At 45.2% G+C, this 25,743-nt stretch carries 22 protein-coding genes; 15 read left to right on the top strand and 7 right to left on the bottom strand.

Annotated elements, in window-relative coordinates; translation table 11 throughout:
* Positions 1 to 2 precede the first annotated feature (2 nt).
* The 5 genes from R8N46_RS15140 (at position 3) to lipA (ending at position 4,295) form a co-directional block, all read left to right on the top strand.
* Complete coding sequence (locus R8N46_RS15140) at positions 3 to 806, top strand: septal ring lytic transglycosylase RlpA family protein (RefSeq protein WP_017635670.1); 804 nt, start codon at positions 3 to 5, stop codon at positions 804 to 806.
* 91 nt (positions 807 to 897) lie between these two features.
* Positions 898 to 2,076: a serine hydrolase gene (locus R8N46_RS15145; RefSeq protein ID WP_005384132.1), complete on the top strand. Its 1,179-nt coding sequence runs from the start codon at positions 898 to 900 to the stop codon at positions 2,074 to 2,076.
* A 139-nt stretch (positions 2,077 to 2,215) separates the two neighbouring features.
* On the top strand, positions 2,216 to 2,494 hold the full coding sequence (gene ybeD / locus R8N46_RS15150; RefSeq protein WP_005384135.1) for a DUF493 family protein YbeD: 279 nt from the start codon (positions 2,216 to 2,218) through the stop codon (positions 2,492 to 2,494).
* A 176-nt stretch (positions 2,495 to 2,670) separates the two neighbouring features.
* A complete protein-coding gene (gene lipB, locus R8N46_RS15155) occupies positions 2,671 to 3,333 on the top strand; it encodes a lipoyl(octanoyl) transferase LipB (RefSeq protein WP_005384137.1) in 663 nt (220 codons plus the stop codon).
* On the top strand, positions 3,330 to 4,295 hold the full coding sequence (gene lipA, locus R8N46_RS15160) for a lipoyl synthase (RefSeq protein WP_005391329.1): 966 nt from the start codon (positions 3,330 to 3,332) through the stop codon (positions 4,293 to 4,295). Before lipB ends, lipA begins: the two co-directional genes overlap by 4 nt.
* 461 nt (positions 4,296 to 4,756) lie before the next feature.
* Here the strand turns inward: lipA and glyA are convergent, their stop codons facing one another.
* Positions 4,757 to 6,007: a serine hydroxymethyltransferase gene (gene glyA / locus R8N46_RS15165; protein WP_213972477.1), complete on the bottom strand. Its 1,251-nt coding sequence runs from the start codon at positions 6,005 to 6,007 to the stop codon at positions 4,757 to 4,759.
* A gap of 347 nt (positions 6,008 to 6,354) precedes the next feature.
* Here glyA and R8N46_RS15170 point away from each other — a divergent pair, with 347 nt between their 5' ends.
* From R8N46_RS15170 to R8N46_RS15180, 3 genes are all read left to right on the top strand, one after another.
* A complete protein-coding gene (locus tag R8N46_RS15170; protein WP_025768905.1) occupies positions 6,355 to 6,957 on the top strand; it encodes a YitT family protein in 603 nt (200 codons plus the stop codon).
* 90 nt (positions 6,958 to 7,047) lie between these two features.
* Positions 7,048 to 8,568, top strand: a complete 1,521-nt coding sequence (locus R8N46_RS15175; protein WP_213972476.1) for a winged helix-turn-helix domain-containing protein — start codon at positions 7,048 to 7,050, stop codon at positions 8,566 to 8,568.
* 131 nt (positions 8,569 to 8,699) lie between these two features.
* A complete protein-coding gene (locus R8N46_RS15180) occupies positions 8,700 to 9,599 on the top strand; it encodes a hypothetical protein (protein WP_033905857.1) in 900 nt (299 codons plus the stop codon).
* A gap of 103 nt (positions 9,600 to 9,702) precedes the next feature.
* Here R8N46_RS15180 and treC read toward each other — a convergent pair whose 3' ends face one another.
* From treC to gmhB, 4 genes are all read right to left on the bottom strand, one after another.
* On the bottom strand, positions 9,703 to 11,388 hold the full coding sequence (treC, locus tag R8N46_RS15185; RefSeq protein ID WP_033905856.1) for an alpha,alpha-phosphotrehalase: 1,686 nt from the start codon (positions 11,386 to 11,388) through the stop codon (positions 9,703 to 9,705).
* Between the two features lie 88 nt (positions 11,389 to 11,476).
* Positions 11,477 to 12,901, bottom strand: coding sequence for a PTS trehalose transporter subunit IIBC (gene treB, locus R8N46_RS15190; RefSeq protein WP_318098474.1), 1,425 nt, complete (start codon positions 12,899 to 12,901; stop codon positions 11,477 to 11,479).
* A 176-nt stretch (positions 12,902 to 13,077) separates the two neighbouring features.
* Positions 13,078 to 14,025, bottom strand: a complete 948-nt coding sequence (gene treR / locus R8N46_RS15195; RefSeq protein WP_033905853.1) for a trehalose operon repressor TreR — start codon at positions 14,023 to 14,025, stop codon at positions 13,078 to 13,080.
* Positions 14,026 to 14,099: 74 nt separating this feature from the next.
* A complete protein-coding gene (gmhB, locus tag R8N46_RS15200) occupies positions 14,100 to 14,651 on the bottom strand; it encodes a D-glycero-beta-D-manno-heptose 1,7-bisphosphate 7-phosphatase (RefSeq protein WP_005381961.1) in 552 nt (183 codons plus the stop codon).
* A 341-nt stretch (positions 14,652 to 14,992) separates the two neighbouring features.
* Here gmhB and metN point away from each other — a divergent pair, with 341 nt between their 5' ends.
* Genes metN through R8N46_RS15215 form a run of 3 tightly spaced genes read left to right on the top strand, consistent with a single transcriptional unit; the run spans position 14,993 to position 17,536 of the window.
* A complete protein-coding gene (metN, locus tag R8N46_RS15205; protein WP_033905850.1) occupies positions 14,993 to 16,027 on the top strand; it encodes a methionine ABC transporter ATP-binding protein MetN in 1,035 nt (344 codons plus the stop codon).
* Entirely contained in the window at positions 16,017 to 16,694 is a 678-nt protein-coding gene (locus R8N46_RS15210; protein ID WP_005383604.1) for a methionine ABC transporter permease, read from the top strand. The genes metN and R8N46_RS15210 overlap by 11 nt, the downstream gene beginning before the upstream one ends.
* A 32-nt stretch (positions 16,695 to 16,726) precedes the next feature.
* Positions 16,727 to 17,536, top strand: coding sequence for a MetQ/NlpA family lipoprotein (locus R8N46_RS15215; protein WP_005381966.1), 810 nt, complete (start codon positions 16,727 to 16,729; stop codon positions 17,534 to 17,536).
* Positions 17,537 to 17,662: 126 nt separating this feature from the next.
* Here the strand turns inward: R8N46_RS15215 and R8N46_RS15220 are convergent, their stop codons facing one another.
* Positions 17,663 to 18,439 carry a Zn-ribbon-containing protein gene (locus R8N46_RS15220; protein ID WP_005383605.1) on the bottom strand — a complete coding sequence of 259 codons (777 nt, stop codon included), beginning with the start codon at positions 18,437 to 18,439 and terminating at the stop codon, positions 17,663 to 17,665.
* A gap of 2 nt (positions 18,440 to 18,441) precedes the next feature.
* Positions 18,442 to 18,987 (bottom strand): SecY-interacting protein, encoded by a 546-nt coding sequence (gene syd, locus R8N46_RS15225; RefSeq protein ID WP_042521219.1) that lies wholly within the window; start codon positions 18,985 to 18,987, stop codon positions 18,442 to 18,444.
* 108 nt (positions 18,988 to 19,095) lie between these two features.
* Between syd and queF the strand changes: the two genes are divergently transcribed.
* The 4 genes from queF to ppnN all read left to right on the top strand — a co-directional run bounded on the left by queF (position 19,096) and on the right by ppnN (position 25,720).
* A complete protein-coding gene (gene queF, locus R8N46_RS15230) occupies positions 19,096 to 19,941 on the top strand; it encodes an NADPH-dependent 7-cyano-7-deazaguanine reductase QueF (RefSeq protein ID WP_005383608.1) in 846 nt (281 codons plus the stop codon).
* A gap of 164 nt (positions 19,942 to 20,105) precedes the next feature.
* Entirely contained in the window at positions 20,106 to 22,388 is a 2,283-nt protein-coding gene (locus R8N46_RS15235) for a tetratricopeptide repeat protein (protein WP_080773725.1), read from the top strand.
* A 98-nt stretch (positions 22,389 to 22,486) separates the two neighbouring features.
* On the top strand, positions 22,487 to 24,052 hold the full coding sequence (locus R8N46_RS15240) for a sensor domain-containing diguanylate cyclase (protein ID WP_005381978.1): 1,566 nt from the start codon (positions 22,487 to 22,489) through the stop codon (positions 24,050 to 24,052).
* Positions 24,053 to 24,343: 291 nt separating this feature from the next.
* Positions 24,344 to 25,720, top strand: a complete 1,377-nt coding sequence (gene ppnN / locus R8N46_RS15245; protein WP_005383611.1) for a nucleotide 5'-monophosphate nucleosidase PpnN — start codon at positions 24,344 to 24,346, stop codon at positions 25,718 to 25,720.
* Positions 25,721 to 25,743: the final 23 nt, after the last annotated feature.

Below are 25,743 nucleotides of genomic sequence, written 5' to 3' on the forward strand. Positions count from 1 at the left end.
ACATGCAAAAACGCGCTTTATATTCCTTGGTTTTCTCTGCTCTTATTTTGGCAGGCTGTTCATCAACTAGCCAAAAAGAACAAGAAGGCCGTTACGAACTCGAATCCGATGTTGCACCGGATACACCGCTTTCAGTCGAACACATCGAGGATGCGCATCCTAAATATGAACCGTACAGCCTAGGTGGGAACAAAGATTACCACTTGCGTGGCAAAGACTACAAAATAGTTCGCAATGCGAAAGGCTTTAAAGAAAAAGGTCGCGCATCTTGGTATGGGAAAAAATTCCAAGGTCATTTGACTTCTAATGGCGAAATCTATGACATGTACTCAATGACGGCAGCGCATAAAACGCTACCGTTACCAAGTTACGTAAAAGTTACCAATACTGACAACGGCAAAACCACCATAGTACGAGTTAATGACCGAGGTCCTTTTCACGATGGTCGTATCATTGATTTAAGCTATGCCGCCGCGCACAAGTTAGATGTCATAAAAACAGGCACCGCGAACGTGGAAATTGAAGTGATCAGTATCAATCAGCCTACGGACAAAAAGTCATTAGAAGCGCACCCTAGGTACGTTATTCAAGTAGCATCATCAAAAAATGAAGAGCGTGCGCGAACTTTAGGTACCGAGCTTGGTCAAAAATTGGATACAGAAACTTTCCTAGAGAGTGCGAAAGAGTCTTATCGCTTGTTGTTAGGGCCATTTACTGACTATTCCCTGACGCAAGCCACACTAGATAAAGTAAAGTTGCTCGGCTATTCGTCTGCATTTATTAAAAAACACAACACTGCCAAATGACCTCGTGTCATGAATTTCTCTTTGATCCCCCTCTTACATAACTAGGGATTCTGATAAGATGTCTGCAGTTAACCCAAAAATTTGAATTACCATGAATAAAAATAAGTTTGTGAAATCTATTCTCGTTTCTTCGGTTGCCCTTTCTGCAACTTTCGCTCAATCTGCTCTTGCATCACCTATCGTTGTTCCAGACGCCCCTCAAATCGCGGCGAAGGGCTACGTGCTGATGGATTACCATTCAGGTAAAGTACTGGCAGAGAAAGAGATGAACACAAAATTGTCTCCAGCTAGTCTGACTAAGATGATGACCAGCTATGTAATCGGCCAAGAGCTAGCGCGTGGTAATATCTCAGAAGATGATGATGTCACCATCAGTAAAAATGCGTGGGCGAAAAACTTCCCTGATTCATCAAAGATGTTCATTGAAGTAGGCACAACAGTTAAAGTACGTGACCTGAACCGAGGTATCATCGTCCAGTCAGGTAACGATGCCTGTGTTGCGATGGCAGAACATATTGCAGGTTCAGAAGATGCATTTGTTGACCTAATGAACGCTTGGGCCAACACATTGGGTATGACTAACTCGCACTTTGCCAACGTTCATGGCTTAGATAACGCAGAATTGTACTCAACACCATACGACATGGCACTGCTAGGTAAAGCACTTATCCGTGACGTACCAAATGAGTACCGAGTGTACTCAGAGAAGAAATTTACTTACAACGGCATCACCCAATACAACCGTAACGGTCTACTTTGGGATAAGAGCATGAACGTTGACGGCATCAAAACGGGTCACACAAGTAATGCGGGTTACAGCCTAGTAAGTTCAGCAACTGAAGGTCAAATGCGCTTGGTTGCGGTCGTTATGGGTACTAAAGATGCCAATGCTCGCAAGTCAGAAAGCAAAAAGCTGCTAAGCTACGGCTTCCGCTTCTTCGAAACAGTGGCACCGCACAAAGCAGGTGAAACGTTCGTAGAAGAAAAAGTGTGGATGGGTAACAAAGATACCGTAGCACTGGGTCTTGACCAAGATACTTACGTAACACTACCGCGTGGTGAAGCGAAAAACCTAAAAGCAAGCTTCGTCCTTGAAAAAGAGCTAGAAGCCCCAATTAATAAAGGTGATGTAGTTGGTAAGCTATACTATCAGATCGATGGTGAAGATATTGCCGAGTACCCACTAATGGCACTAGAAACCGTAGAGCAAGGTAGTCTATTTAGCCGCATGTGGGATTACATCGTATTGTTATTCAAGAGCTTCTTCTAAAAAGAACGTTAGAGTAGCAAACTTATTCGCAAAGCCGCCTGAATGGGCGGCTTTTTAAGTTTGAGCTCCTCGTCTTGAGTTCCCCCTAATTTGACTGTACTATTTCGCACCGCAACGAATATCTACTGGAGTTATCGATATGCTAACCATCAACTCTGATGCAAAATTAAAAGACCTGCTTGAGTTCCCTTGTTCATTTACTTACAAGGTAATGGGTCATGCAAAGCCTGAACTTCCAGAGCTTGTTCTTGAAGTTATTCAGCGCCATGCTCCAGGTGACTACAGCCCGACCGTTAAACCAAGTGCTAAGGGCAACTACCACTCTGTGTCAATCAACATTACTGCAACCTCTATCGAGCAGGTTGAGACACTGTACAAAGAGTTAGGTGAAATTGACATCGTACGCATGGTTCTATAATTTTTTGATAGATTAAATTTTTTTTGAAAGCAGCCTTGGCTGCTTTCTTTTTATTTATCAAAGAGATAACGAGGCTTTACATCGCTTTCAGTTAAAAATCTGTTACGCAGCGGTAGAGCATCAGGGTTATCCGGTTTATAATCCAAAAACTTTATATATTAGCAACAGGAATTCCCATGCAACACCAACTTGTTGTAAAACGACTTGGCCGCCAAGACTATGAGCCTGTATGGAAGGCGATGCATGAGTTCACCGACCAACGCACAGAAGAAACCCGTGATGAAGTCTGGTTGGTAGAACATAACCCAGTATTTACGCAAGGACAGGCAGGTAAAGCTGAGCACTTGATTAACACTGGCGATATTCCTGTTGTACAAAGTGATCGCGGAGGCCAGGTTACGTATCATGGCCCTGGTCAGTTGGTCGCCTACTTCTTGATCAACCTACGCCGCAAAAAATTAGGTGTACGAGATCTCGTTACCACAATCGAGAACCTCGTGATCAACACGCTAAAAGCATACAATATTGACTCAGCCGCGCGACCTGACGCACCAGGTGTCTACGTTGCCGGTAAGAAAATATGCTCTCTCGGTTTACGCATTCGTAAAGGATGCTCGTTTCATGGTTTAGCCTTGAACGTAAATATGGATTTAACACCGTTTCTGCGTATTAACCCTTGTGGTTATGAAGGTATGGAAATGGTTCAGGTCAGCCAATTTGGCGGCCCAGACAATGTAGAAGCCGTAGAAAAACAATTAATAGAAGAACTCGTTACTTTGCTCGATTATGAGCAAGTAGAATTCAGCACAGAAGCACCTTCTCAAGGTAATAAAGCATGAGCAAACCAATCCAGATGGAAAAAGGCGTTAAATATCGTGACGCCGATAAAATGGCATTGATTCCCGTAAAGAACATGCCTACAGAGCAGAAAGAAGTGCTACGTAAGCCTGATTGGATGAAGATCAAGCTACCAGCCGACAGCCAACGAATTCAAGACATCAAAGCGGCGATGCGTAAGAATAAACTTCACTCCGTATGTGAAGAAGCATCTTGCCCGAACCTAGCGGAATGTTTTAACCACGGTACAGCAACCTTCATGATCTTAGGTGCTATTTGTACTCGTCGTTGTCCTTTCTGTGACGTTGCTCATGGCCGCCCATTACCACCGGAAGCAGAAGAGCCTCAAAAACTGGCGAAAACCATTGCCGATATGAAGCTGAAATACGTAGTAATCACTTCTGTTGACCGTGACGATCTGCGTGACGGCGGTGCACAACACTTTGCCGATTGTAACCGCGAGATCCGTGCGTTAAACCCGCATATTAAGATTGAAACACTGGTTCCTGACTTCCGTGGTCGCATGGATGTAGCGCTTGATCTAATGAAAGACAATCCGCCAGATGTCTTCAACCACAACTTAGAAACCGCGCCACGTCTTTACCGTAAAGCTCGCCCAGGTGCGAACTACAAATGGTCACTTGAGCTCCTTAAGAAGTTCAAAGAGCAGCATCCAGATGTACCGACCAAGTCTGGTTTGATGATGGGCCTTGGTGAAACCAAAGAAGAAATCATCGAAGTACTGAAAGATCTACGCGCACACGGCGTAACGATGCTGACTCTAGGCCAGTATTTAGCGCCAAGCCGTCACCACTTGCCAGTAGAACGTTACGTTCCACCATCAGAGTTTGACGAGCTAAAAGAAGTTGCACTAGAACTTGGCTTCACGCATGCAGCGTGTGGTCCATTTGTGCGCTCTTCTTACCATGCCGATATGCAAGCTCAAGGTATCGAGATTAAATAAGCTCTCGCTTGTTTTGAAAAGCTTGTTTTGAAGAGAAAAGGTTGGCTCAGTGCCAACCTTTTTTGTATCTGGCAAATGATGATAAAAAGCCATTCTACCACCGTCATTCTGAACAGCGAGGTACGAACGTGATTCAGAATCTGTTTTCAGAATACTGAGGATTTTTAGGGAAACTCTGAGTAAAAGAGTGTGCCTCAACAAGATTCCTGATCTCGCCTCGGCTCGTCGGAATGACGTGGTTTGGATATATTGAAAGGGACAGTGTTGGTAGCCATCTCCTTATCACACACTCTTCGCTATATCTCATTCCAAACGCCAGACAAACAAAAAGGCCCTCAATTGAGGACCTTTAGTATATCAATGTTCAAAATAGATGAGTCGAGTTCTAGGAGAACACACGGAGTTTGCGCGAGCAAATGAGTATGTTCGACACCGAAATCGACTCACTCGATGAAAAGCAGTTATGCGTAAACTGGTAGACGCTTACAAATTTCTAGCACTTTCTGTTTAGTCGCTTCGATAACTTCTTCGTTGCCGATGTTATCTAGAACGTCACACATCCAGTTTGCTAGCTCTTTTGCATCTTCTTCAGTGAAGCCACGGCGAGTGATCGCTGGCGTACCTACACGAATACCAGACGTTACGAATGGGCTGCGTGGGTCATTTGGTACTGAGTTCTTGTTTACAGTGATGTTTGCTGTACCTAGTGCCGCGTCTGCGTCTTTACCAGTGATATCTTTGTCGATTAGGTCAACAAGGAACAAGTGGTTTTCTGTACCGTTAGATACGATTTTGTAGCCACGCTCTTGGAACTGACCAACCATTGCTTTTGCGTTTTTCACTACGCGAGCTTGATAAGCTTTGAACTCTGGCTCCATCGCTTCTTTGAACGCTACTGCTTTACCAGCGATAACGTGCATTAGAGGACCACCTTGACCACCAGGGAACACTGCTGAGTTCAGTTTCTTGTACATATCTTCGCCAGCATTTGACAAGATAAGACCACCGCGAGGACCTGCTAGTGTTTTGTGCGTCGTTGTTGTTACCACGTGAGCATGCGGTACTGGTGTTGGGTATTCACCGGCAGCGATAAGACCAGCTACGTGCGCCATATCAACAAATAAGTAAGCACCTGCTTTGTCAGCGATTTCACGCATGCGTTTCCAATCAACGATTTGCGAGTAAGCAGAGAAACCACCGATGATCATCTTAGGTTTGTGTTCAAGTGCTAGCTGTTCCATCTCGTCGTAGTTGATTTGACCAGCTTCATCGATACCGTAAGGGATAACGTTGTAGTGCTTACCAGAGAAGTTTACTGGTGAACCGTGAGTTAGGTGACCACCGTGCGCTAGGCTCATGCCTAAAACTGTATCGCCTGGGTTAAGAAGCGCCATGTAAACTGCGCTGTTTGCTTGAGAACCTGAGTGAGGCTGTACGTTAGCGTACTCACAACCAAATAGTTGGCATGCACGCTCAATTGCTAGTGCTTCAGCTTTATCTACGTACTCACAACCGCCGTAGTAACGCTTACCTGGGTAGCCTTCAGCGTATTTGTTCGTTAGCTGAGAACCTTGCGCTTCCATTACACGTGGGCTTGTGTAGTTTTCAGAAGCGATAAGTTCAATGTGTTCTTCCTGGCGAAGAGTTTCTTCCTGGATAGCTGCGAACAGTTCCGCATCGTAATCTGCGATGTTCATATCACGCTTAAGCATCTGTATCTCCTGACTCAGATTAGTACTGAAAGTTGCAAAAAAACTGTTGAATGACCCGACGCAAACGTTTTCGTCACCCTAATGGCGCGCATTCTACATAATTTGATTTAGGTCATAAAGAGAAATTTACAATTTTTCTCATGCAGTTTTTTCATGATGACAAGCAATGTTTATCATGCCAGCATTGCAATCGCATAACGACAATCTATTGCCTGTCAAATTTGTGCTTTACACCCTGTAAAACAGCAATTACATAGGTTTACCGTAAATTTTACCCTCTAGCTACCGAAAAGATCATCTTTTTACTACTATGCACGCCTTATTTATCACTAATGACTGCAATATTGATGGAAAAACACTCATTAAAAGAAGACTGGATAGCGATTCTCACGGGTACCTTTTTAGTAGCTCAAGGCGTTTTCTTTCTCCAATCCGCGAGCCTTCTAACGGGAGGCACGACTGGATTGGCTCTACTTATTAGCCAATTTACACCTTTTACCTTTGGTGTGCTGTACTTTTTAGCAAACAGTCCTTTTTACTTACTAGCATGGAAACGCTTCGGCCGTCATTTCGCCATTAATAGTGCCATTTCTGGCGCGTTGGTTTCTATCTTTGCCGATCATCTTTATTTGCTAATCTCGCTCGAATCGGTAAATGAAGTTTATTGCGCCGTCGCAGGCGGGCTTTTAATGGGGCTCGGTATGCTGATCCTATTCCGACATCGCTCCAGCTTGGGTGGCTTTAACGTGCTGTGTTTGTTTATCCAAGACAAATTTGGCATTTCAGTTGGCAAAAGCCAAATGGCAATCGATGCATGTATCCTGTTTGCTTCATTCTTCTTTGTCACACCAGAAGTGATTGGCCTTTCAATTTTGGGGGCGTTTGCACTCAATCTCGTGTTAGCGATGAACCACAAACCGCACCGCTATTCCGTGACCTACGGTTCATAAATTTTTGATAATGATTGAAGCGCGATTTATAAGATTTCGCGCTCCAATCGCTATATAATACTTCGCGATTTCCAAATAGATCGGTACGGTATGCGCGACTTTCTGCAACAAGCTAAACAGACTCACAGTTGTATTGCGATTGGAGAGCTGATCTATAACCCGAAGACACAGACCCTTCATCAAGATGTTATCGCGATTGATCTTGAACCTCGCACCATTGAATTATTAGAACTGCTGTTAACAAGCGTTGGCCACCCACTCTCTGCTGACACCATTATTGAAACCATTTGGCAGAGCAAGTTCATCTCTAAGAATGTGCTCACGAACCGCATTAGCACCTTACGTGCCCTGCTACAGCAGTACTTACCCGAATACGATGCCGCTAAGCTTTTAGTCACTTACCCCCGCAAAGGCTACTTTCTTAACCCTGCCAATATTCGTTTGGTGCCACCAGCGAAAAGCCATCGACGCGTTATCCCAACTCAGGTGGCGAGGAATAAGAACTTCAAGCTGATTTTTGCTTATAGCTTGTGTGCCATACTTGCAGTTTGTAGCGTGACGCTCGCAAGCTTGTTATGGCAACGCCAAGAAATCTCAACACAACAAACACGTCATCAACTACTGATTCCCAAAGTCGAGCTACTACTCAACCGTGTCGATTCAATCGGCTCTCAGGCGCGAAAATACCGCATACTGGTCAAAGCCATCTTGCTGCAACAACAGGTCGAATATCCATACACCGACATCGCCAACCAAGATGCTCCCAGTTACTTTCTTGATCCTATCGGTCATGCGCCATATTTCCCTGGCGCACGAAACATGCAGACCAGCGACTACGAGCTCAATATCGAGTTAAAAGACGGCACAAAACAGGGCATCTTGAAAGCGCAGATGAACCTTATTTATCCTGCGACGGGCAAGCTAGCGTTTCGCAATGAGTACACACTGCGTTTATCTGACTTACAATCGGATATTTTCCAAATGCACTCGGATGTCGCGCAATACTTCAATCTGCCTGCACCTTCGGCAAGTACGTGGCAGCTTTCGGATATTCACAAAAAAATGTTATTCGAGAATGCCTTTTCTAGCCAACCTCTCCGACAATCTGATGAGTTTGCGGCTATAACAACGGCAAGACATCTCGCCTTATACGAGCACGAACATCAAAAGCTGGAAGCGTATTTAACTCAAGTACAATCGTCGTTTGATGTTTTGCCAGATGAGCTGAGCCTCTGGTTAGGTCTATTGCATTTCAAATTAGGTAACTTAGACAGGGCAAAAGCTCTGTTAACGACACCAGATGGCGACTCACGTATCCAAAACGCACTGATTTATACCTTTGTGTCTCACATTGCTTACAAGCAGAACAAACTTGAACAGTTCCGTCTCAACTACATGGAATCACTGGTGGCGCTGCTGCGCGTTTTACCTTCCGAAACCTTGTTTGAGCGTCTTTCTCAATCTGAATCAAAAGAGACTTGCCTCCAACCGTGGAAAACGTTGCATGTTAGTGTGACCGATCAAGAAATCATAAGCCGATGGAAAGCGCTCATTAACGAGTATTGCATTAACGTAACCAACGAAATAACCCCAAATAAAACAAAGACCTAAATATAAAATTAAGCTTTCATTAACCCCTATTATCTTTTGTTTTTTGCCCTTTTTCTCTCACTGAACTTAGCATGCTCGCATTCAAGCAACGGCCCAACATGAAGCGGCCTTATCAATCAGGAATGTAAACCATGCTAAACAAAATGACGCTTATCGCAGCAGCAACTCTGGCTCTTTACGGCTGTGGCGGAGGTTCGTCTTCTGGCAGTGCGAATCCAAACAAAGTGCCTCAAGAAAGTTTCGACGTCTCGATTCACAACTCAATCTTCGCTCCCACGCCAAGCACACAGCTAAACTACGCATTTAGCTTGGATGGCCAACCAGAAGGCGACATAAAACTGAGCTTCCAAGCGATGGGTCGCGAGCAAATATTGGCAGCATTGGCACAAATCCCAAACAGCGAGGCAATGGTCCAGTTGGTTAATGACTTGGTGAACTACGGCGCCGAACAGTTCTACTATTCAGACGAGCAGTACAACGACGACGAAGAGAGCAATACGCTTTACTTTGCAGGATCAGATGGTGCACTCCATGAAATCACTGACGCTTATTTCATTGGTCATCAGTTTATTGCCATGCTTATGCGCAGCGGTCCGATTTTCCGCCTAAACGGTGACGACGTAAAAGAGAAAAGCCCGAATATTGACATCGGTGAAGAAACTATATCTCTGCAAACCACTCTTACAGGCTACTCAGTTCACAACCTACTAGACCGTTTTGAAGAGCATGAGTGGGTACAAAACCTTCCTATGACAGCATCTTGCCAAGTGGTTTGGCAACAGCAAATCCGAGAGACTGGCGTGCGTAAAGCGTTCTCGATCTCAGGCAAGAAAATTGAAGCGGCATACCTGATGGAAGAAAACATCTACAACCTGAACTGTGATGACATGGACTCAATGGAGTTCGCCACTTCGGCAGAACGTTGGTTTAACCCGAGCTTAGGTCTGATTGAACAAATTGAACTGCTGAAAGTACAACAAGTACAAATCAACGAAGAGAAAGTGCAGCTAACAGCAATTGAAACAAAATAAGCCTGTACTCCACAAGTATCTCGCATCTCAATAAAAAAGGCTTTGGGGAGCACACCAAAGCCTTCATCTCGAACATCAATCTTAGGGGTGATGACACCCGAGTTTATTCTTCTATCAATAAAATACGAGTTTCGTAAGGTCGTAACACTTGATGGTTTGACGCGACTGCGCTCGCTGAGTTTTGATAGTTAGATAGCAAGTTTTTCGCCTTACTCATATCAAAACGTTCTGGCAGAACGCATTCCACCTCTTCAGCGTAGTAGTTATTGATACACAGCAGCGTTTGCTTATCGTTCTGACGAGCGTAAGCGAAAATACGTTTGTGCTCTGGCAGCAGGTCCTCGTAACGGCCATCGGTGATGACTGGAACCTGTTTACGCAGTTCAATCAGACGCTTGTAAAAGTAGAACACCGAGTTCAAATCGGCAACCGCAGCTTCAGCATTGATTTCCGAGTAATTCTGCGCCACTTCAAGCCACGGCGTGCCCTCAGTAAAGCCCGCGTGTTTTGCACTGTTCCATTGCATTGGTGTACGTGAGTTATCACGCGACTTCTGTGCCAAGATCGCCATCATATCGTCATGAGATACACCATCACGGTTGACCATGATGTCGTACATGTTAGTACTTTCAACATCACGATATTGGCTGATTTCGGTATAACCCGGGTTGGTCATGCCGATCTCTTCCCCCTGGTAAACATAAGGTGTGCCTTGCATCATGTGCACTGATGCCGCAAGCATCTTGGCAGATTCAACACGGTATTGCTCGTCGTTACCTAATCGGCTCACAACGCGTGGCTGGTCGTGGTTACACCAGAACAGCGCCCCCCACCCTTTGCCATTTAAGCCCGTTTGCCAATGATTGAAGATCTGTTTTAACTGAATGAAATCAAACGGCGCTTTGGTCCATTTTTCACCATTTGGATAATCGACTTTCAGATGATGGAAGTTGAACACCATGGATAGCTCTTTGCCGTCTAGCGAAGAATATTGCTGGCAGTGCTCTAGTGTGGTGGAAGACATTTCACCCACCGTCACGCTGCCGTATTTTTGAAACACAGATTCGCTAATCTCTTGAAGGTATTCGTGCACGCGTGGGCCGTCGGTGTAGAAGCGGCGACCATCACCAATATCATCACTTGGAAAATCTTGCTGCTTGGAAATCAGGTTGATAACGTCGAGACGGAAACCATCCACTCCTTTTTCTGCCCAGAAGCTGATGACTTCTTTCACTTCTTCACGCACTACTGGGTTTTCCCAGTTTAAGTCCGCTTGCTCTTTAGCAAAAAGGTGCAAATAGTACTGGCCTGTTTTTTCATCCAGCGCCCAAGCGTTGCCACCAAACTTTGATTGCCAGTTGTTTGGTTCAGCACCATCTACCGGATCTTTCCAGATGTAGTAATCACGGTATGGGCTGTTTTTATCACCCAGTGCGGATTGGAACCACTTGTGTTCTGTCGACGTGTGGTTCACTACAATGTCCATGATGATACGAATGCCCAACTGATGCGCTTCTGCTAGCAAAGTATCGAAATCTTCCATAGTGCCGAACTGTGGATTGATCGAGTAGTAATCGGAGATGTCATAACCGTTGTCGATCATTGGCGATTGGTAAACCGGCGTCAGCCAAATCGCATCCACACCAAGATGCTTAAGATAATCCAGCTTAGAAATGATCCCTTTGATGTCGCCCGTGCCTTTACTGCCACTGTCACAAAAGCTTTTTGGGTAAATTTGATAGATGGTTGCGGTTTTCCACCAGCTCTCATCATGCTTGGTCATAGCCATTTCTAACACTCACTTACCAGTAATCGGAAACTTAAAATTTGAAAAGAAAAAATAGGAGGAGGCAGCCAAGTCACTGCCTCAAATAGAATTACGCGTTTGCAGGCTCAAGCTCACCTTTGGCTTGTGCACGCTTATAAAGAATTAACGTTAATGCAGCAGGTACCAGCATTGCGACTAACATAGCCAAAGCAAAAATGCCCCAGAACTGCGGTTGGATAGACAAGATGCCCGGCAAACCGCCCACACCGATACCGTTCGCCATTACGCCCGCACTACCACAAATAGCAGCAGCACACGCACTACCGATCATCGCGCTCAGCATTGGGAACTTGTATTTCAAGTTGATGCCGTACATCGCCGGTTCAGTCACGCCAAGGTAAGCAGAGATAGCCGCAGGCACTGAGATATCACGCTCGCCGTGTTTTCTACTGATGATAATGATGCCGACGACCGCAGACGCTTGAGCAATGTTTGAAAGTGCAATCAGAGGCCAAATTGGCGTACCGCCTAGCTCTTGCATCAGTTGAAGGTCTATCGCGTTGGTAGTGTGGTGAATACCAGTAATGACCAATGGCGCGTATAGGAAGCCGAAGATGGTTGAGCCAATCATAGCGAAGTCACCCGTCATGGCTGCTTTTGCTGCGAAAGCAACGCCGTCACCCAACATACGACCGAATGGACCAATGATAGAGTGCGCAAGAATCACAGACACAATGATTGAGACAAACGGCACGACCACTAGGTAAAGGTAAGACGGAATGATGCGTTTTAAGTTGGTTTCAATAAACGCCAGTGCCATACCAGCAAGCATTGCTGGAATCACTTGCGCCTGATAGCCCACTTTCTCGATGGCGAATAAGCCAAAGTCCCACACTTCGGGTACTTGCTTACCAATCAGGTAGGCGTTCATCAACTGTGGCGAAACCAATGTTACACCAAGCGTGATACCCAGAATCGGAGTACCGCCGAGCTTTTTCACTGTCGACCAACACACGCCAACTGGTAGGAAGAAGAAGATCGCCTCACCAATCAGCCATAAGAAAGAGTGTACCGTAGCCCAAAACTGGCTGATTTCCGTTAGCGTTTGACCATCAAACATCTTGATGTCGCCAATCACGTTACGGAAGCCAAGAATCAGACCACCGGTAATGATCGCAGGTAGCAGTGGTACAAAGATTTCTGCAAGGTGGGAAATACCACGCTCAACGATATTCATGTTTTGACGAGCAGCGTTCTTCGCTTCGTCTTTGCTGGCTTCACTTTTACCCGTCAGTCCGATCAGTACCTTGTAAACTTCATCCACTTCAGTACCGATAACCACTTGGAACTGGCCTGCGTTGGTAAAACAGCCCTTCACCATCGGTAATGCTTCTAACTGTTTCGTATCTGCTTTGTCCGTATCATTTAGAACAAAACGCAAGCGAGTTAAACAGTGACTTACACTGGCAATATTGTCCGGCCCCCCGACCAGCTCAATAAGACGCTCCACGTCTTTACGCGCAATCTTACTCATAACTTTGTCCACCCTGTATTGGATACATTCGATTCATCATTTTGTTTTTATAAATGGGAACATTCCCATTTCTTAATTTTAATATTGCCATCCGAAGGCAAAAAACAAAATGGGAACAGTCCCATTAATTGAGAGTGATCACAGTATAATTTTAGAGCAGATCGTTTTAGTGTGGGTCAATAAACGATAGGCTGTTGAGTAAAGTGAACCACTTCCTCATCGCCATTTAATTGATTGATCAGCATGTTAGCGGACTTCTCACCTGCAAGGGTGTAACCTGGGTCGACACTAAATACTTTAGGGAAAAGGAAAGAGAGCAATTCATTACCACCAACACCTGTCACAACCACGTCTTCACGTCCTAACTCTTGAAGACGCTTAATCACGCCCAACGCGATAGTGTCACTGGCGCACACGATGGCCTGAGTATCAGATTGAAGGACTTTGTCTACCAACTGATAAGCACTTTCATGGCTCAACTTACCCGTTTGGAAACAAGGTGTAATTTGCTTGCGTTGACACCAAGCTTTATAAGCATTTAGACGAGCTAAGCCAGTGGTTTTGTCTTCAGGATCAACACCAATATAAGCAATGCGAGATAAAGATTGCTGCTCAAGGTGAGACAAAGCCATGTCTATCACACCTTGGTTATCGTAGTTGATCGAGGAAACCATTTGCGTGTCCATCGCGATCACGACGATACGATTCCCCCACTCCGCCAATGCTCGCTCATCACATCCAGTAAAGCCAAACACGATCACCCCATCGACGTTGCGACGTTTAAGCACATCCAAATGTTCATTGGTTTTATCGCGATCGAATTGGCTCTCCATGATCACCGCATCATAACCAGCGGAATACAAAGCATTGAGCATTGTACCAACGGCGCGATTTTCTGATGGTGAATCTAAACGGGAGATGATAACCCCAATAACTTTTTGGCTGCCACCACGCATCGACTGCGCCGACTTTGATGGGACGTAGCCTGATTCACGAATGATTTGCTCTACCTTCTCACGCGTTTGCGGTTTTACCTTGGGATCATTGGTAAGCACACGGCTGACCGTCGATTTGCCCACGCCAGCCAATTTCGCGATATCAAGAATGGTGAGTTTTTTGCTCATAAGTGTTCAGACTAAAAGAAGGAATCAAACAAAAGGGAAGCAGTGGCTTCCCTTATCTCAGTCAGTAATGAAGATTACTTGTTTAAGTACGCAGGCACATCTGCAATGCTATCTAATACTACCGTTGCAATGGCTTCGCCCTGTTCCGTTACTGGCTTACCAGTGCGAACCAAAATCTTAGTGCCAACGCCTGCCGCTTCTGCTGCCATCATGTCTTCAGCTTTATCGCCGATCATCACAGATTTCTCCATGTCGATCTTCAAGAAGTCACGCGCAGAAATGAACATGCCTGGTTTTGGCTTACGGCACTCACAATCTTGCTTGTACTCGCCAATGCCATGTTCTGGATGATGTGGACAGTAATAGATACCATCGAACTCAACACCATTATCAGCAAAGTTCCAATCCATCCATTGAGTCAGAGACAAGAAACGGTCTTCACTGAATTTACCGCGTGCGATGCCCGATTGATTCGTCACTAACACTAGAAGGTAGCCTTTATCTTTTAGCGCTTTCGTCGCTTCAAATACACCATCAATGTACTCAAAATCGTGTTCGTCATGAACGTAGCCGTGGTCAACGTTTATCACGCCATCACGATCGATAAAAACAGCAGGTTTTGCCAAAACGTATTTCTCTATTAACTCGGTTTAATCAGATTATTACATACCTTATAAACTTCAACACTATCTAATTCATTCTAGGCCTCGACAAAACGGTTGATTTGTTGGGCAAGAATCGGTAAATCTGAGGGTGCCCCGCCGTCTACCTCCTGCTTGTTATCTATACATCTTGGTTTCAAAACAGAACACCCATACATTTAGACGTCTAGACGTAAAAATATCTATTGACTTCATTCTGCTTAACCCATAGCATCAACTGAAAATTGAGATAAAGCTCAACATTAAGTTCTGTCAAAGGCCGTTTTTGACAGCGAAGTTCCCCGTATCTTTGGGCAGGTTGAAACATGATAGAAATAAAAAACGTCAATAAAGTGTTCTACCAAGGCAGTAAGGAAATCCTTGCCCTGAAAGACATTAACCTACACATCGACAAAGGCACTATCTTTGGTGTTATCGGTTCATCAGGTGCTGGTAAAAGTACGCTGATCCGCTGTGTCAACATGTTAGAAGCGCCGACCTCTGGTTCCATCATCGTTGATGGTGTAGATCTAACCAAACTCAGCAAAAAACAACTAGTCGAAACACGCCGTAACATTGGTATGATCTTCCAGCACTTTAACCTGCTTTCGTCTCGTACTGTGTTTGATAATGTGGCATTACCCCTAGAACTGGCAGGTAAAGACAAATCGCAAGTCACAACAAAAGTAACTGAGTTGCTAAAGCTTGTAGGCTTAGCCGACAAACACGAGAGCTACCCATCTAACTTAAGTGGCGGACAAAAACAGCGTGTGGCAATTGCTCGTGCACTGGCATCCGATCCTAGCGTGCTGCTTTGTGATGAGGCCACTAGTGCACTAGATCCAGCAACAACTCAATCTATCCTTGAGTTATTGAAAGAGATCAACCGCAAACTCAACATCACGATTTTACTTATCACTCACGAAATGGAAGTCGTAAAAAGCATCTGTCACGAAGTAGCAATCATCGGTGGTGGTGAGCTGGTGGAAAAAGGCACCGTTGGCGATATTTTTGCGCACCCTAAGACAGAGCTGGCACACCAATTCATTCGCTCAACGCTGGATCTTTCCATTCCTGAAGATTACCAAGCTCGTCTGCAAGCAGAGCGTGTTGATGGCAGCTACCCGTTGGTTCGCTTAGAGTTTACTGGCGCAACCGTCGATGCACCGTTAATGTCGCAAATTTCTCGTAAATACAATATTGATGTGAGTATTTTGAGTTCCGACCTTGATTACGCTGGTGGCGTGAAATTCGGCATGATGGTCGCAGAGCTATTTGGTAACGAAGAAGATGACAACGCAGCTCTTGAATACCTGCGTAAGCACAACGTAAAAGTAGAGGTACTTGGTTATGTCCTTTAATACGATTTCTGAATGGCTGAGTTTAAACAGCAAACTACTTTTAGGTGCAACGTGGGAAACGCTTTACATGGTTGCGGTTGCCGGATTAGTCGGCTTTGCTGTGGGTATTCCATTAGGCGTAATCCTCCATATTACTAAGAAAGGCGGCCTACTTGAAAACACCAAACTAAATAGCGGCTTAGGCGCTATCGTTAACATTGGTCGTTCTGTGCCATTCCTCGTACTGATGGTTGCGATTATTCCAGTGACAAAAATGCTGGTTGGAACCTTTATCGGTACAACCGCAGCAATCGTCCCACTGACTATTGGCGCCATTCCTTTTGTCGCTCGTCTTATTGAAGGTGCTTTATTAGAAGTACCGACAGGCTTGGTGGAAGCAGCGCAGTCAATGGGGGCGACTCCAACACAGATCATCACAAAAGTTCTACTACCTGAAGCAATGCCGACTATTGTTAACTCAGTAACGATTACCTTGGTCACTCTCGTTAGCTACTCAGCTATGGCGGGTACGGTAGGCGGCGGCGGCCTAGGTGACGTAGCCATTCGTTACGGTTTCCACCGCTACGATGTAACTATCATGGCCGTGACTGTCGTGATGTTGATTGTTCTAGTACAGATTATTCAGTCTATCGGCGACGCAGTGGTGCGCCGTGTAGACCACAGATAAGCATCAAAAATACAAATTATAAGGAGATAAAGATGAAATTTAGCCTTAAAGGTCTTTTGACTGTAGCAACGGCCGCCTCTGCTCTTGCTCTAGCGGGTTGCGGCGACAAAGAAGTAGACGTAAACAAAGTAAAAGTTGGCGTTATTGCTGGTGCTGAAGCACAAGTAGCCGAAGTTGCCGCTAAAGTAGCAAAAGAGAAATACAACCTAGACGTTGAGCTAGTAACATTTACCGATTACGTAACACCAAACGCCGCTCTGGATGATGGTTCAGTAGACGCGAATGCGTTCCAGCACAAACCATACCTAGACCAACAAGTGAAAGACCGCGGCTACAAACTGGCTATCGCGGGTAACTCATTCGTTTACCCTATTGCTGGTTACTCAAAGCAAGTAAAATCAATTGATGAAATTCAAGATGGCGCACGCATCGCAGTACCAAACGACCCAACGAACCTAGGTCGCTCACTACTGCTTCTTGAGCAACAAGGTTTGATTACGCTACGTGATGGCGTTGGTCTACTCGCTACAGTACGTGACATCGTAGGCAACCCTAAAAATATCGAAATCATTGAACTAGAAGCCCCACAGCTTCCACGTTCACTGGATGACGTAACGCTATCTATCATCAACACCACTTACGCAAGCTCTATCGACCTATCGCCAGAGCGTGACGGCGTGTTCGTTGAAGATAAAGACTCACCATACGTAAACCTAATTGTCGCTCGCGAAGAAAATGTTAATGCGCAAAACGTACAAAACTTCGTAAAAGCTTACCAAACGGAAGAAGTTTACGAAGCGGCAAAAGAGCTGTTCAAAGGCGGTGTTGTGAAAGGTTGGTAATCCCACTTTTCAAAACATGACCGAAAACAACGTTCTAAACATAAACGTTCTAAACATAAAAGGGCTGATGTGAAAACATCAGCCCTTTCTATTTGTCTATCCGCCCATTTAAGTAACTTCAATTCGCTACTTAAGGTGGTCCCAAGAGATGTTGGAAACGATTCGGCAGTCATCACACTTAAAATGAAATATGTCATGTAGTGGCTCATCGAGTAGCCACTCGCCATCGCATTTTGGACACTTGCGCGCTTTCTCGCTCTCCAGCGACTGACCTCCGACACGATACTGGTAATAGTACGTAGGGATCTTCGTGATGTATTCGATACGGCCACGTAAGTCCCAACCTCGGCGAAACAGCACACTATCCACATCGCAAATTTCGTGCAGCGCCGCATGTTCCGCTCGGCAACCCCCTGCCATTTGGATTTCATCACACGCTTGCCACTCAGTCTGCCACTTAATGACGGCTTTATGGTCTCCATTAAGTGTTGGCTCATTACGATACAAAGGAATTGGCAACAGGGTTTCACCACTTCGCAAAGGCGAACACGTATGAACATAAGTCGTGTACAACACTTGCCAGCTAGGTGTCTCTTCTTCGGCTGCTTGTTCTGAATTCAAATCACGCCCCAGCATACGCATTTTCGGAGCAAGCAAAGACGCATCCGACAAACGGTTCATGCACACTTTGACGAAATCTGAGTGATAACGTGGATGCAAGCTGTCTTGTTCTGGGCAAACAACACGAACGAAAAATTCACCTTCTCCCATCACTATCGGGAATTCACGACCTAATACTTGGCCATTGTAACGCAGAGCATCCATCAAGCCATTAATGGCTTTGTCTACCGCGCTGACGGTGGTGTTATCAAAACACTCAAACTGCAACTCAACAACATACATACTTAGACGGCAGCCTCTAACTTATTCAAGAACTCAACCAATGAATCTGCCAATACATCACGTTTAGAGGTGCCCAAACGCTCTAGAATCACATTGCCAGTGAGGTTACAAATAGAAATCACATCCATTTCCTCATCTGTCGCTGCGATAAATACTGTTGGTTTAAGTTTCAAGCGGCGCTGCGTCACCAAATGACCAAGAATATTTTCTTGTAGACGCACGAAATCGTCATCGCTCCAGACTTGCAGCAGCGTCAACGAATTACCTTGCCAAGTTGCCTCCATATCAGCGCAGTATTGAGAACCATAAAAGGCTTTAACATCATCTTGCAGTGACAACTCAATCGCATTTTCCACATTGGTGAAATCGGCAATTTCATCACGTGCGACCGCTTTCCAAAGCACCTTTCCATCACGCTTCTCTTCGACACAAGGAGAAACAAGCTCTGCAAGCTCTTCACTGCTTGGCAACTCATTGTGCTTAGCTTGCCAAGCTTGTTGGTAGCACAGGCTGAACTCTTGTAGCGCCTGAGTAACGTTTTGGGTCATGAAGGTCTCCTCATTCCTTATTTATCAGATAGCCGTACTTGCCGGATGGCAATTGACCAGCGGATTCAGTAAAATTCTCGCCATTCTAATCGAAAACGACCACAAAGTATGAGCAAATATTCTGACGCTAAAGAGCTTGCTGGCCTAACACTAGGTAAAACGACCGAGTATGCGAACCAGTATGACCCAAGCTTACTGCAACCAGTCCCTCGCAGCCTGAACCGAGATGACCTCCAGTTAGGCGATACTCTGCCTTTCATGGGGCACGACATTTGGACGCTGTACGAACTGTCTTGGTTAAATAGTAAAGGTTTACCACAAGTGGCCGTTGGCGAAGTATACATTCCAGCCACCAGTGCAAACTTGATTGAATCGAAGTCTTTCAAACTGTACTTAAACAGCTATAACCAAACCCGCTTTGCAAGCTGGGAAGAAGTGACTGAGCGTTTAACACAAGACCTGTCTGAATGCGCAGGTGAAAAGGTGCTGGTTGAGGTGAATCCAGTGACCCACTATACCAATCAACCTATCGTGACAATGGACGGTGAATGTATAGATGACCAAGACATTAACATCACCAGTTACGATTTTGATGCCGATTTGCTTGAAGGTGCAGCAGGTGAAGTACAAGTTGAAGAGGTGCTACATAGCCACCTATTGAAATCAAACTGTTTAATCACTAACCAACCCGACTGGGGCAGTGTAGAAATTCGCTACCAAGGCGCAAAAATAGATCGTGAGAAGTTGTTACGTTACTTAGTGTCTTTCCGCGAGCACAATGAGTTCCACGAACAGTGTGTAGAGCGTATTTTTACGGATCTAATGAAATACTGCCAACCAAGCAAACTGACCGTATTTGCCCGCTATACGCGTCGTGGTGGCTTGGATATCAACCCTTACCGCTCAACGGAACAAGATAAGCCAGCTCACAATCACCGTATGGCTCGTCAGTAAGCGCATAGGCAACAGAAATAAGTTCGGCAATCTAAAGGGTTGCCGGACGTTTTTATTGTCCAGGCATGTTACTATATCAAATGGCTTCAACCCGCATTTAAACGGCTAATTGAGGCTTTTCGCCGTTATCGCCATATCTAAAAACAGTTCGAGGGAACGAAAGGATGTTTTGGGACAGTTCGCGTCTATTCAAGTTGATTGGCTTTCTTTGCTTGCTGTTTGTACAGCCACTTCATGCTACCATTTTATCGTCCGCGTTACTCAACGAAGCACAACAATTGGCGGAAATAGAGCCATCACAAGCAAAACAAGCGGCAACCAACTATTTGTCACAGCGTGAACTAACAGAACGCAAAGAAAGTGACAGCCCTTCAGCCATGTCTCGCGACGAAACAGATCGTAGCGTTCGCACACCAAGCAGCACCATCGAAGCGCACAAGATTATCGCTCAGGCAGATTACGCCATGGGTAATGTTCGTTCGGCTATCGAGCACCTAAATAAAGCGGAACGCTTAGCGCAAGAATATCAATTGCCGTACATGGACTTAGATCTCCAGCTGATGCGCAACCAAATGATTTGGATGTACGACGAAAACTACTCAAAAGCGGAAGACACGCTTAACCAAATTGAACAACAGCTCGATGAAGCCGATGCCGTATTACAACGCACCGACAGCGTTCGCTACCGACTAGTGATGCAAAGAGCACTCCTCGCTTCACATAGTGGCGATGTCATTAAAGCGGAAAACTTGTACTCTGAAGCAAAGACCATGCTTGACGATAGCCGCTCTGAGTTAGCCTTGATCGACTACTACACTGCCGTCGGCGAGTTTTACCTCAATAGCAAGAAATACAATTTGGCTTTGTCAGAACTGCTATACGGTTATTGGCAATCTATTGAAAGTAACAGTGGTGCAAGATTAGCAAAAGTGAATCGCCTTTTGGCTAGGCTCTTCCAGGAGCGACGAGTGTACGACAAAGCGATCGAATACTTATCTCAAGCCGCAGATTTTTATGACTCTTACCCTAGCTCTCCGATCCTAGCGGACGTCCTAGAGCAAATGGGCGACATCTACTTTTATCAGGGTAAGTTTAACCTTGCGTTAGTGCATTACTTCAACGTGCTTGACCATGAAAGTACCAGTAAGAACATCAATAGAATCATTAAAATTCGCTTAAGCTTGGCGGCTACCTACCTACAACTCTATAACTACGCGCTAGCAGAGCAGTACTTAGACCGCTCTAAAGAGCTTTTAGAATACACCAATATTCCTAAGCTTGAAGCAAAGGCTGCCCTGCTTCAGTCAGGTCTGGCTTATCATCAAAATGACAGTAAAGACGTCATTACTAATGCTAAGCTGGCGTTAGCGCTTGCTGAAAAGTCACCTGAAAATAACAACTTCATTAAGCAGCAGTCATACCGTTTACTTGGGTTGGGTTACGAGCAGGCAGGCGAATACAAACTTTCTCTGCAAGCTTATAAAAAATACACCAACCTCGTTCGTCTAGAACAAAAGCAGCTTAACCAAATCAGTGAGGATGCGTTCCGTCAGCAAAAAGAATTTGCCGAACAAACCATCCATTACATCGGTCAATCAGAACGCTTAGAGCAAGTGGAAAGAGAGCATCGTAAATTCCAGAAAATCTCATTTGCATTGTTTATTACTGTCTTGGTCATGTTTTTGTTCATTATGCGCCGTGGTGTCATTATGCAGCGCCAAGCAAGTGAAATCGAAAAACTGCGTAACGACCTCTTCACCCACTCTCGCTCTCGTTTACGTAACTTGCGTATGCTGAATGTTAAGCTTTCTCGCTCATTGAAAAAGTCGAGCGAAACTTTCGAGCAATGGCAAATGGGTGAATTGATCCACGAACCACTTAATGATCGCCTACGCTTTGTTATGATCGATTTGCCATTCTTACGAAGCATGTACGTCCATAACGGCTATAAGGCAGGTCTAGAACTAGAACGGGCATTTGGCGACTTCCTTGCGGAAAAAATAGAAAAACCGTCGCGTCTTTACCATTTCTCAGATGCGAACTTACTCTACATAGAACCGAACGCTGACCGTGATGCTTCTGCCGAAGTCATGTTCGAAAAATTCCAGACTTGGGTGGATGAGTTCGCACAGCAGCACAACGTCAATCGTATTATTCGTATGGGCATCAGTGATTATCCGTTCTTACCCCGAGCCTACACTGCAATTAACGATGAGGAATTACTCGATCTGTTGTTGCTTGCGACTCACATCGCACGAGAAGTCAGCTTGAAGGATAAGCAAAGCCACTGGGTGTTCTTAAAAGCCATCGATAATGCGCCTGCTGCTAGCTTTGCAACAGGTAACATAAGAACTGCCTGTCAACATGCCATTAGCCAAGGCCTGATCAAGATCCATTCGTCCTACAAGAATGAGGACGACATCAAGAAAATATTAAAAAATGGATAATTAAACGCCTGTTGAACGTAATAACTAATGACGCTATAAAGTTTTTTGTTATTATCAGATAATTGTCAGTAGTACATGGACTTAACCGTAGTCACTTCATGGGAATCTTGGAATCCGATATTCAGTCGCAGCTGCATCAGCTGAGTTGTCAACTTGACCAACTCAGACTGACTCATCGTGATACTTCACTCAAATTCAAACGTGAACAACAAGTTCTTAAACGCGTTGTGGCATCATTGTCTTCAGCTTGCCAGGGTTCGAATACTCAGGTATCCAACTACCTATTTGAAATCCAACAAGAGCTGCAACATCAAAAAGATATCAGCACTCTTATCCCGCGTTTAGCGGTATTAGAGAGGATGCTCAAACAGCAGTCGAAGACGATGGATAAACAAAACGGTTACCTTGACGAACAAATCAAGCACAGTGGTGAAACACTGCAACGTGTCACGGGCTTACCTGCGCAGTTAAAACGTGAACTACGGAACCTGATGAGTTTCTCTGAAGTTCACGCCAGCAATAAAGCTGATCAAGCCACTAAGCTACTGAGTATTTACGAACGCGCTCTGAAAATCATCACGTCTAATTCACGTCTACATCTTAGTGAATTTGAAAACAATCCCGACAGATCTCAGCTTGAGTGCTTAGCCAGCGACCTCCAACATACTATTACAGAGCTGGATTTCGAGGGAGAATCAGGCGATAGATTGCTGGATATTCGCGCTAAGTTGCTCCTTGGCGTGAGTGCCGAGTCTCTCATTGAGCTTACGCTCTCAACGCTGAAATTGGTTGTCGAAGCAACAAAGTTCGAGCGCGAGGCGTCTAGCCAATTCCTTGATCAGCTGAACACTTCTCTCGCAAGTAACCTAAAAACCGTTCATCAGAACGTCGACCAGCATCATACCTACTTTGAACACCGCCAAGAGCTCAACACAGAAATGAACAGCTTGGTTGAATTAAGCCAAAAGTCACTTAATCAAGCTCAAGATATCGCGGTTGTGAAAAAAGAAATCACGCCTCTTCTCGAAAAAATGGCGTCGCTGACAGAGCGACTGAAAATGACGGAAGAGCGAGAGCAAGCGCTGCAAGAACGGTTGAGTTACAGTAAGAACCAACTCGAAGCGGTATTTGAAACTACGCAAGATTATCGTCGACGCTTAGATGACCAAGCTCAGCGCATGTTGCTCGACCCGCTGACTAAAGTTTATAACCGCACTGCATTTAACGATCGACTAGAGCTAGAGTATCGCCGTTGGATTCGCTCTCAGCAAAACCTTCGTGTTGTGCTATTTGATGTAGACAACTTCAAAGCGGTGAATGATAGCTATGGTTATACGGCTGGCGATAAAGCGCTGAAGATCATCGCTCGTACTATTAACAAGCGCGTATCAGAAACGGAAACAGTAGCTCGCTTTGGTGGCGAGGAGTTTATTCTACTCGTCCCGGAACAATCTGAAGAATACACACTGGATCTGATTAAGCATATCCAGCGTGATATTAGCCAATTACCCTTTAAGTTCCGTGAGCAAAATATTATGATTACCTTAGCTGCTGTATCGACGTCTTTCAAAGAGTCCGATACGCCAGAGTATGTGCTCGATCGTCTTGGCAAGATGCTTGCGGACGCTAAAAAACGTGGAACAAACCAGCTTAACTGGAGCTAAGATTCGTACAAAAAGCGAGCAAACAAACCAAATTTGGTGCAATCTACGCTTTATAACCACCCATTTTCAACGAGTTATCACATTTCTTCCCTTTTAGTCTGCTAAGCTGTAAAAACCCAAGTCACTTCAAGATGATGTATTTATAAAAGGCAAATGTATCATCTTGAGGTTGCTTGGGAGTTGATAACCATAAAACCAAATCGGCCAACTACCTTTCATCAAACCATACGTATAACACCAAAAAGGTAAGTTGGTACTTTCCCTCAAATTAATGCAACACAAGGAGGCGTTATGATTACCCATATAAGCCCCGCTGGTAGCATGGACTTGCTATCTCAACTAGAAGTAGAGCGCTTAAAGAACACAGCCTCGAGTGAACTTTATCAGCTGTACCGTAATTGCACATTAGCGGTGTTGAACTCCGGTAGCCATACCGATAACTCGAAAGAACTGCTCGATAAATACCAATCGTTTGATGTCAACGTCGTGCGTCGTGAGCGTGGTATTAAGCTTGAACTGACTAATCCGCCAGAGCACGCTTTTGTTGACGGCGAAATAATTAAAGGTATCCAAGAGCATCTGTTCTCCGTATTGCGTGATATCGTTTACGTAAACATGCATTTGGCAGACGCCCAGCGGCTCAACCTTACTAACCCAATTCACATTACGAACCTCGTGTTCGGCATTCTTCGTAATGCCAGAGCATTAACTCCAGGTATCGCACCGAATCTTGTCGTATGTTGGGGTGGTCACTCTATCAATGGAGTGGAGTATCAGTACACACGTGAAGTGGGTAACGAACTGGGCCTGCGTGAACTTAACATCTGTACAGGTTGCGGCCCTGGCGCAATGGAAGGGCCGATGAAAGGTGCAGCGATTGGGCACGCAAAGCAACGTTATACTCAGCAACGTTATCTTGGTTTAACCGAGCCCTCGATTATTGCGGCCGAGCCACCAAACCCAATAGTAAATGAACTGGTCATCATGCCCGACATCGAAAAGCGCTTGGAAGCCTTCGTCCGTATGGCTCATGGTATCGTTATTTTCCCAGGTGGCCCGGGCACAGCGGAAGAGCTACTGTACATTCTTGGCATCATGATGCACCCGGATAACGCCGATCAGCCAATGCCTATCGTATTAACAGGACCAAAAGAGAGTGAAGAGTACTTCCGCTCTATTGATGAGTTCATTCGCGACACACTTGGTGAGGAAGGGCAAAAGCACTACGAGATCATCATTGACGACCCGGCAGAAGTCGCTCGTATTATGAAACGCTCCATGGACTCGGTACGCCTTCACCGAAAAGAGAAAGGCGATGCGTACAGCTTTAACTGGTCATTGAAAATTGAGCCAAACTTCCAACTGCCATTCGAGCCTACTCATGAGTCGATGGAACAATTGGATTTAAGCCTAGATCAAGAACCGCAAGTTTTAGCGGCCAACTTGCGTCAAGCCTTCTCTGGCATAGTGGCAGGTAACGTAAAGGCTGAAGGCATTCGAGAAATAGAACGTAGAGGGCCTTTCACCATTCATGGCGACGCAGTCCTCATGAAAAAACTCGATAAGTTGCTAAAAGACTTTGTCGAACAGCACCGAATGAAATTACCTGGCGGTTCAGACTACGAACCGTGTTATCGAATCGCTCACCCGGAAATTGGTGGTCGATAGTCAGGCTAGCATTCGTTACACTA

The sequence above is a fragment of the Vibrio sp. 1874 genome (assembly GCF_033344395.1).
Classification (GTDB): domain Bacteria; phylum Pseudomonadota; class Gammaproteobacteria; order Enterobacterales; family Vibrionaceae; genus Vibrio; species Vibrio alginolyticus.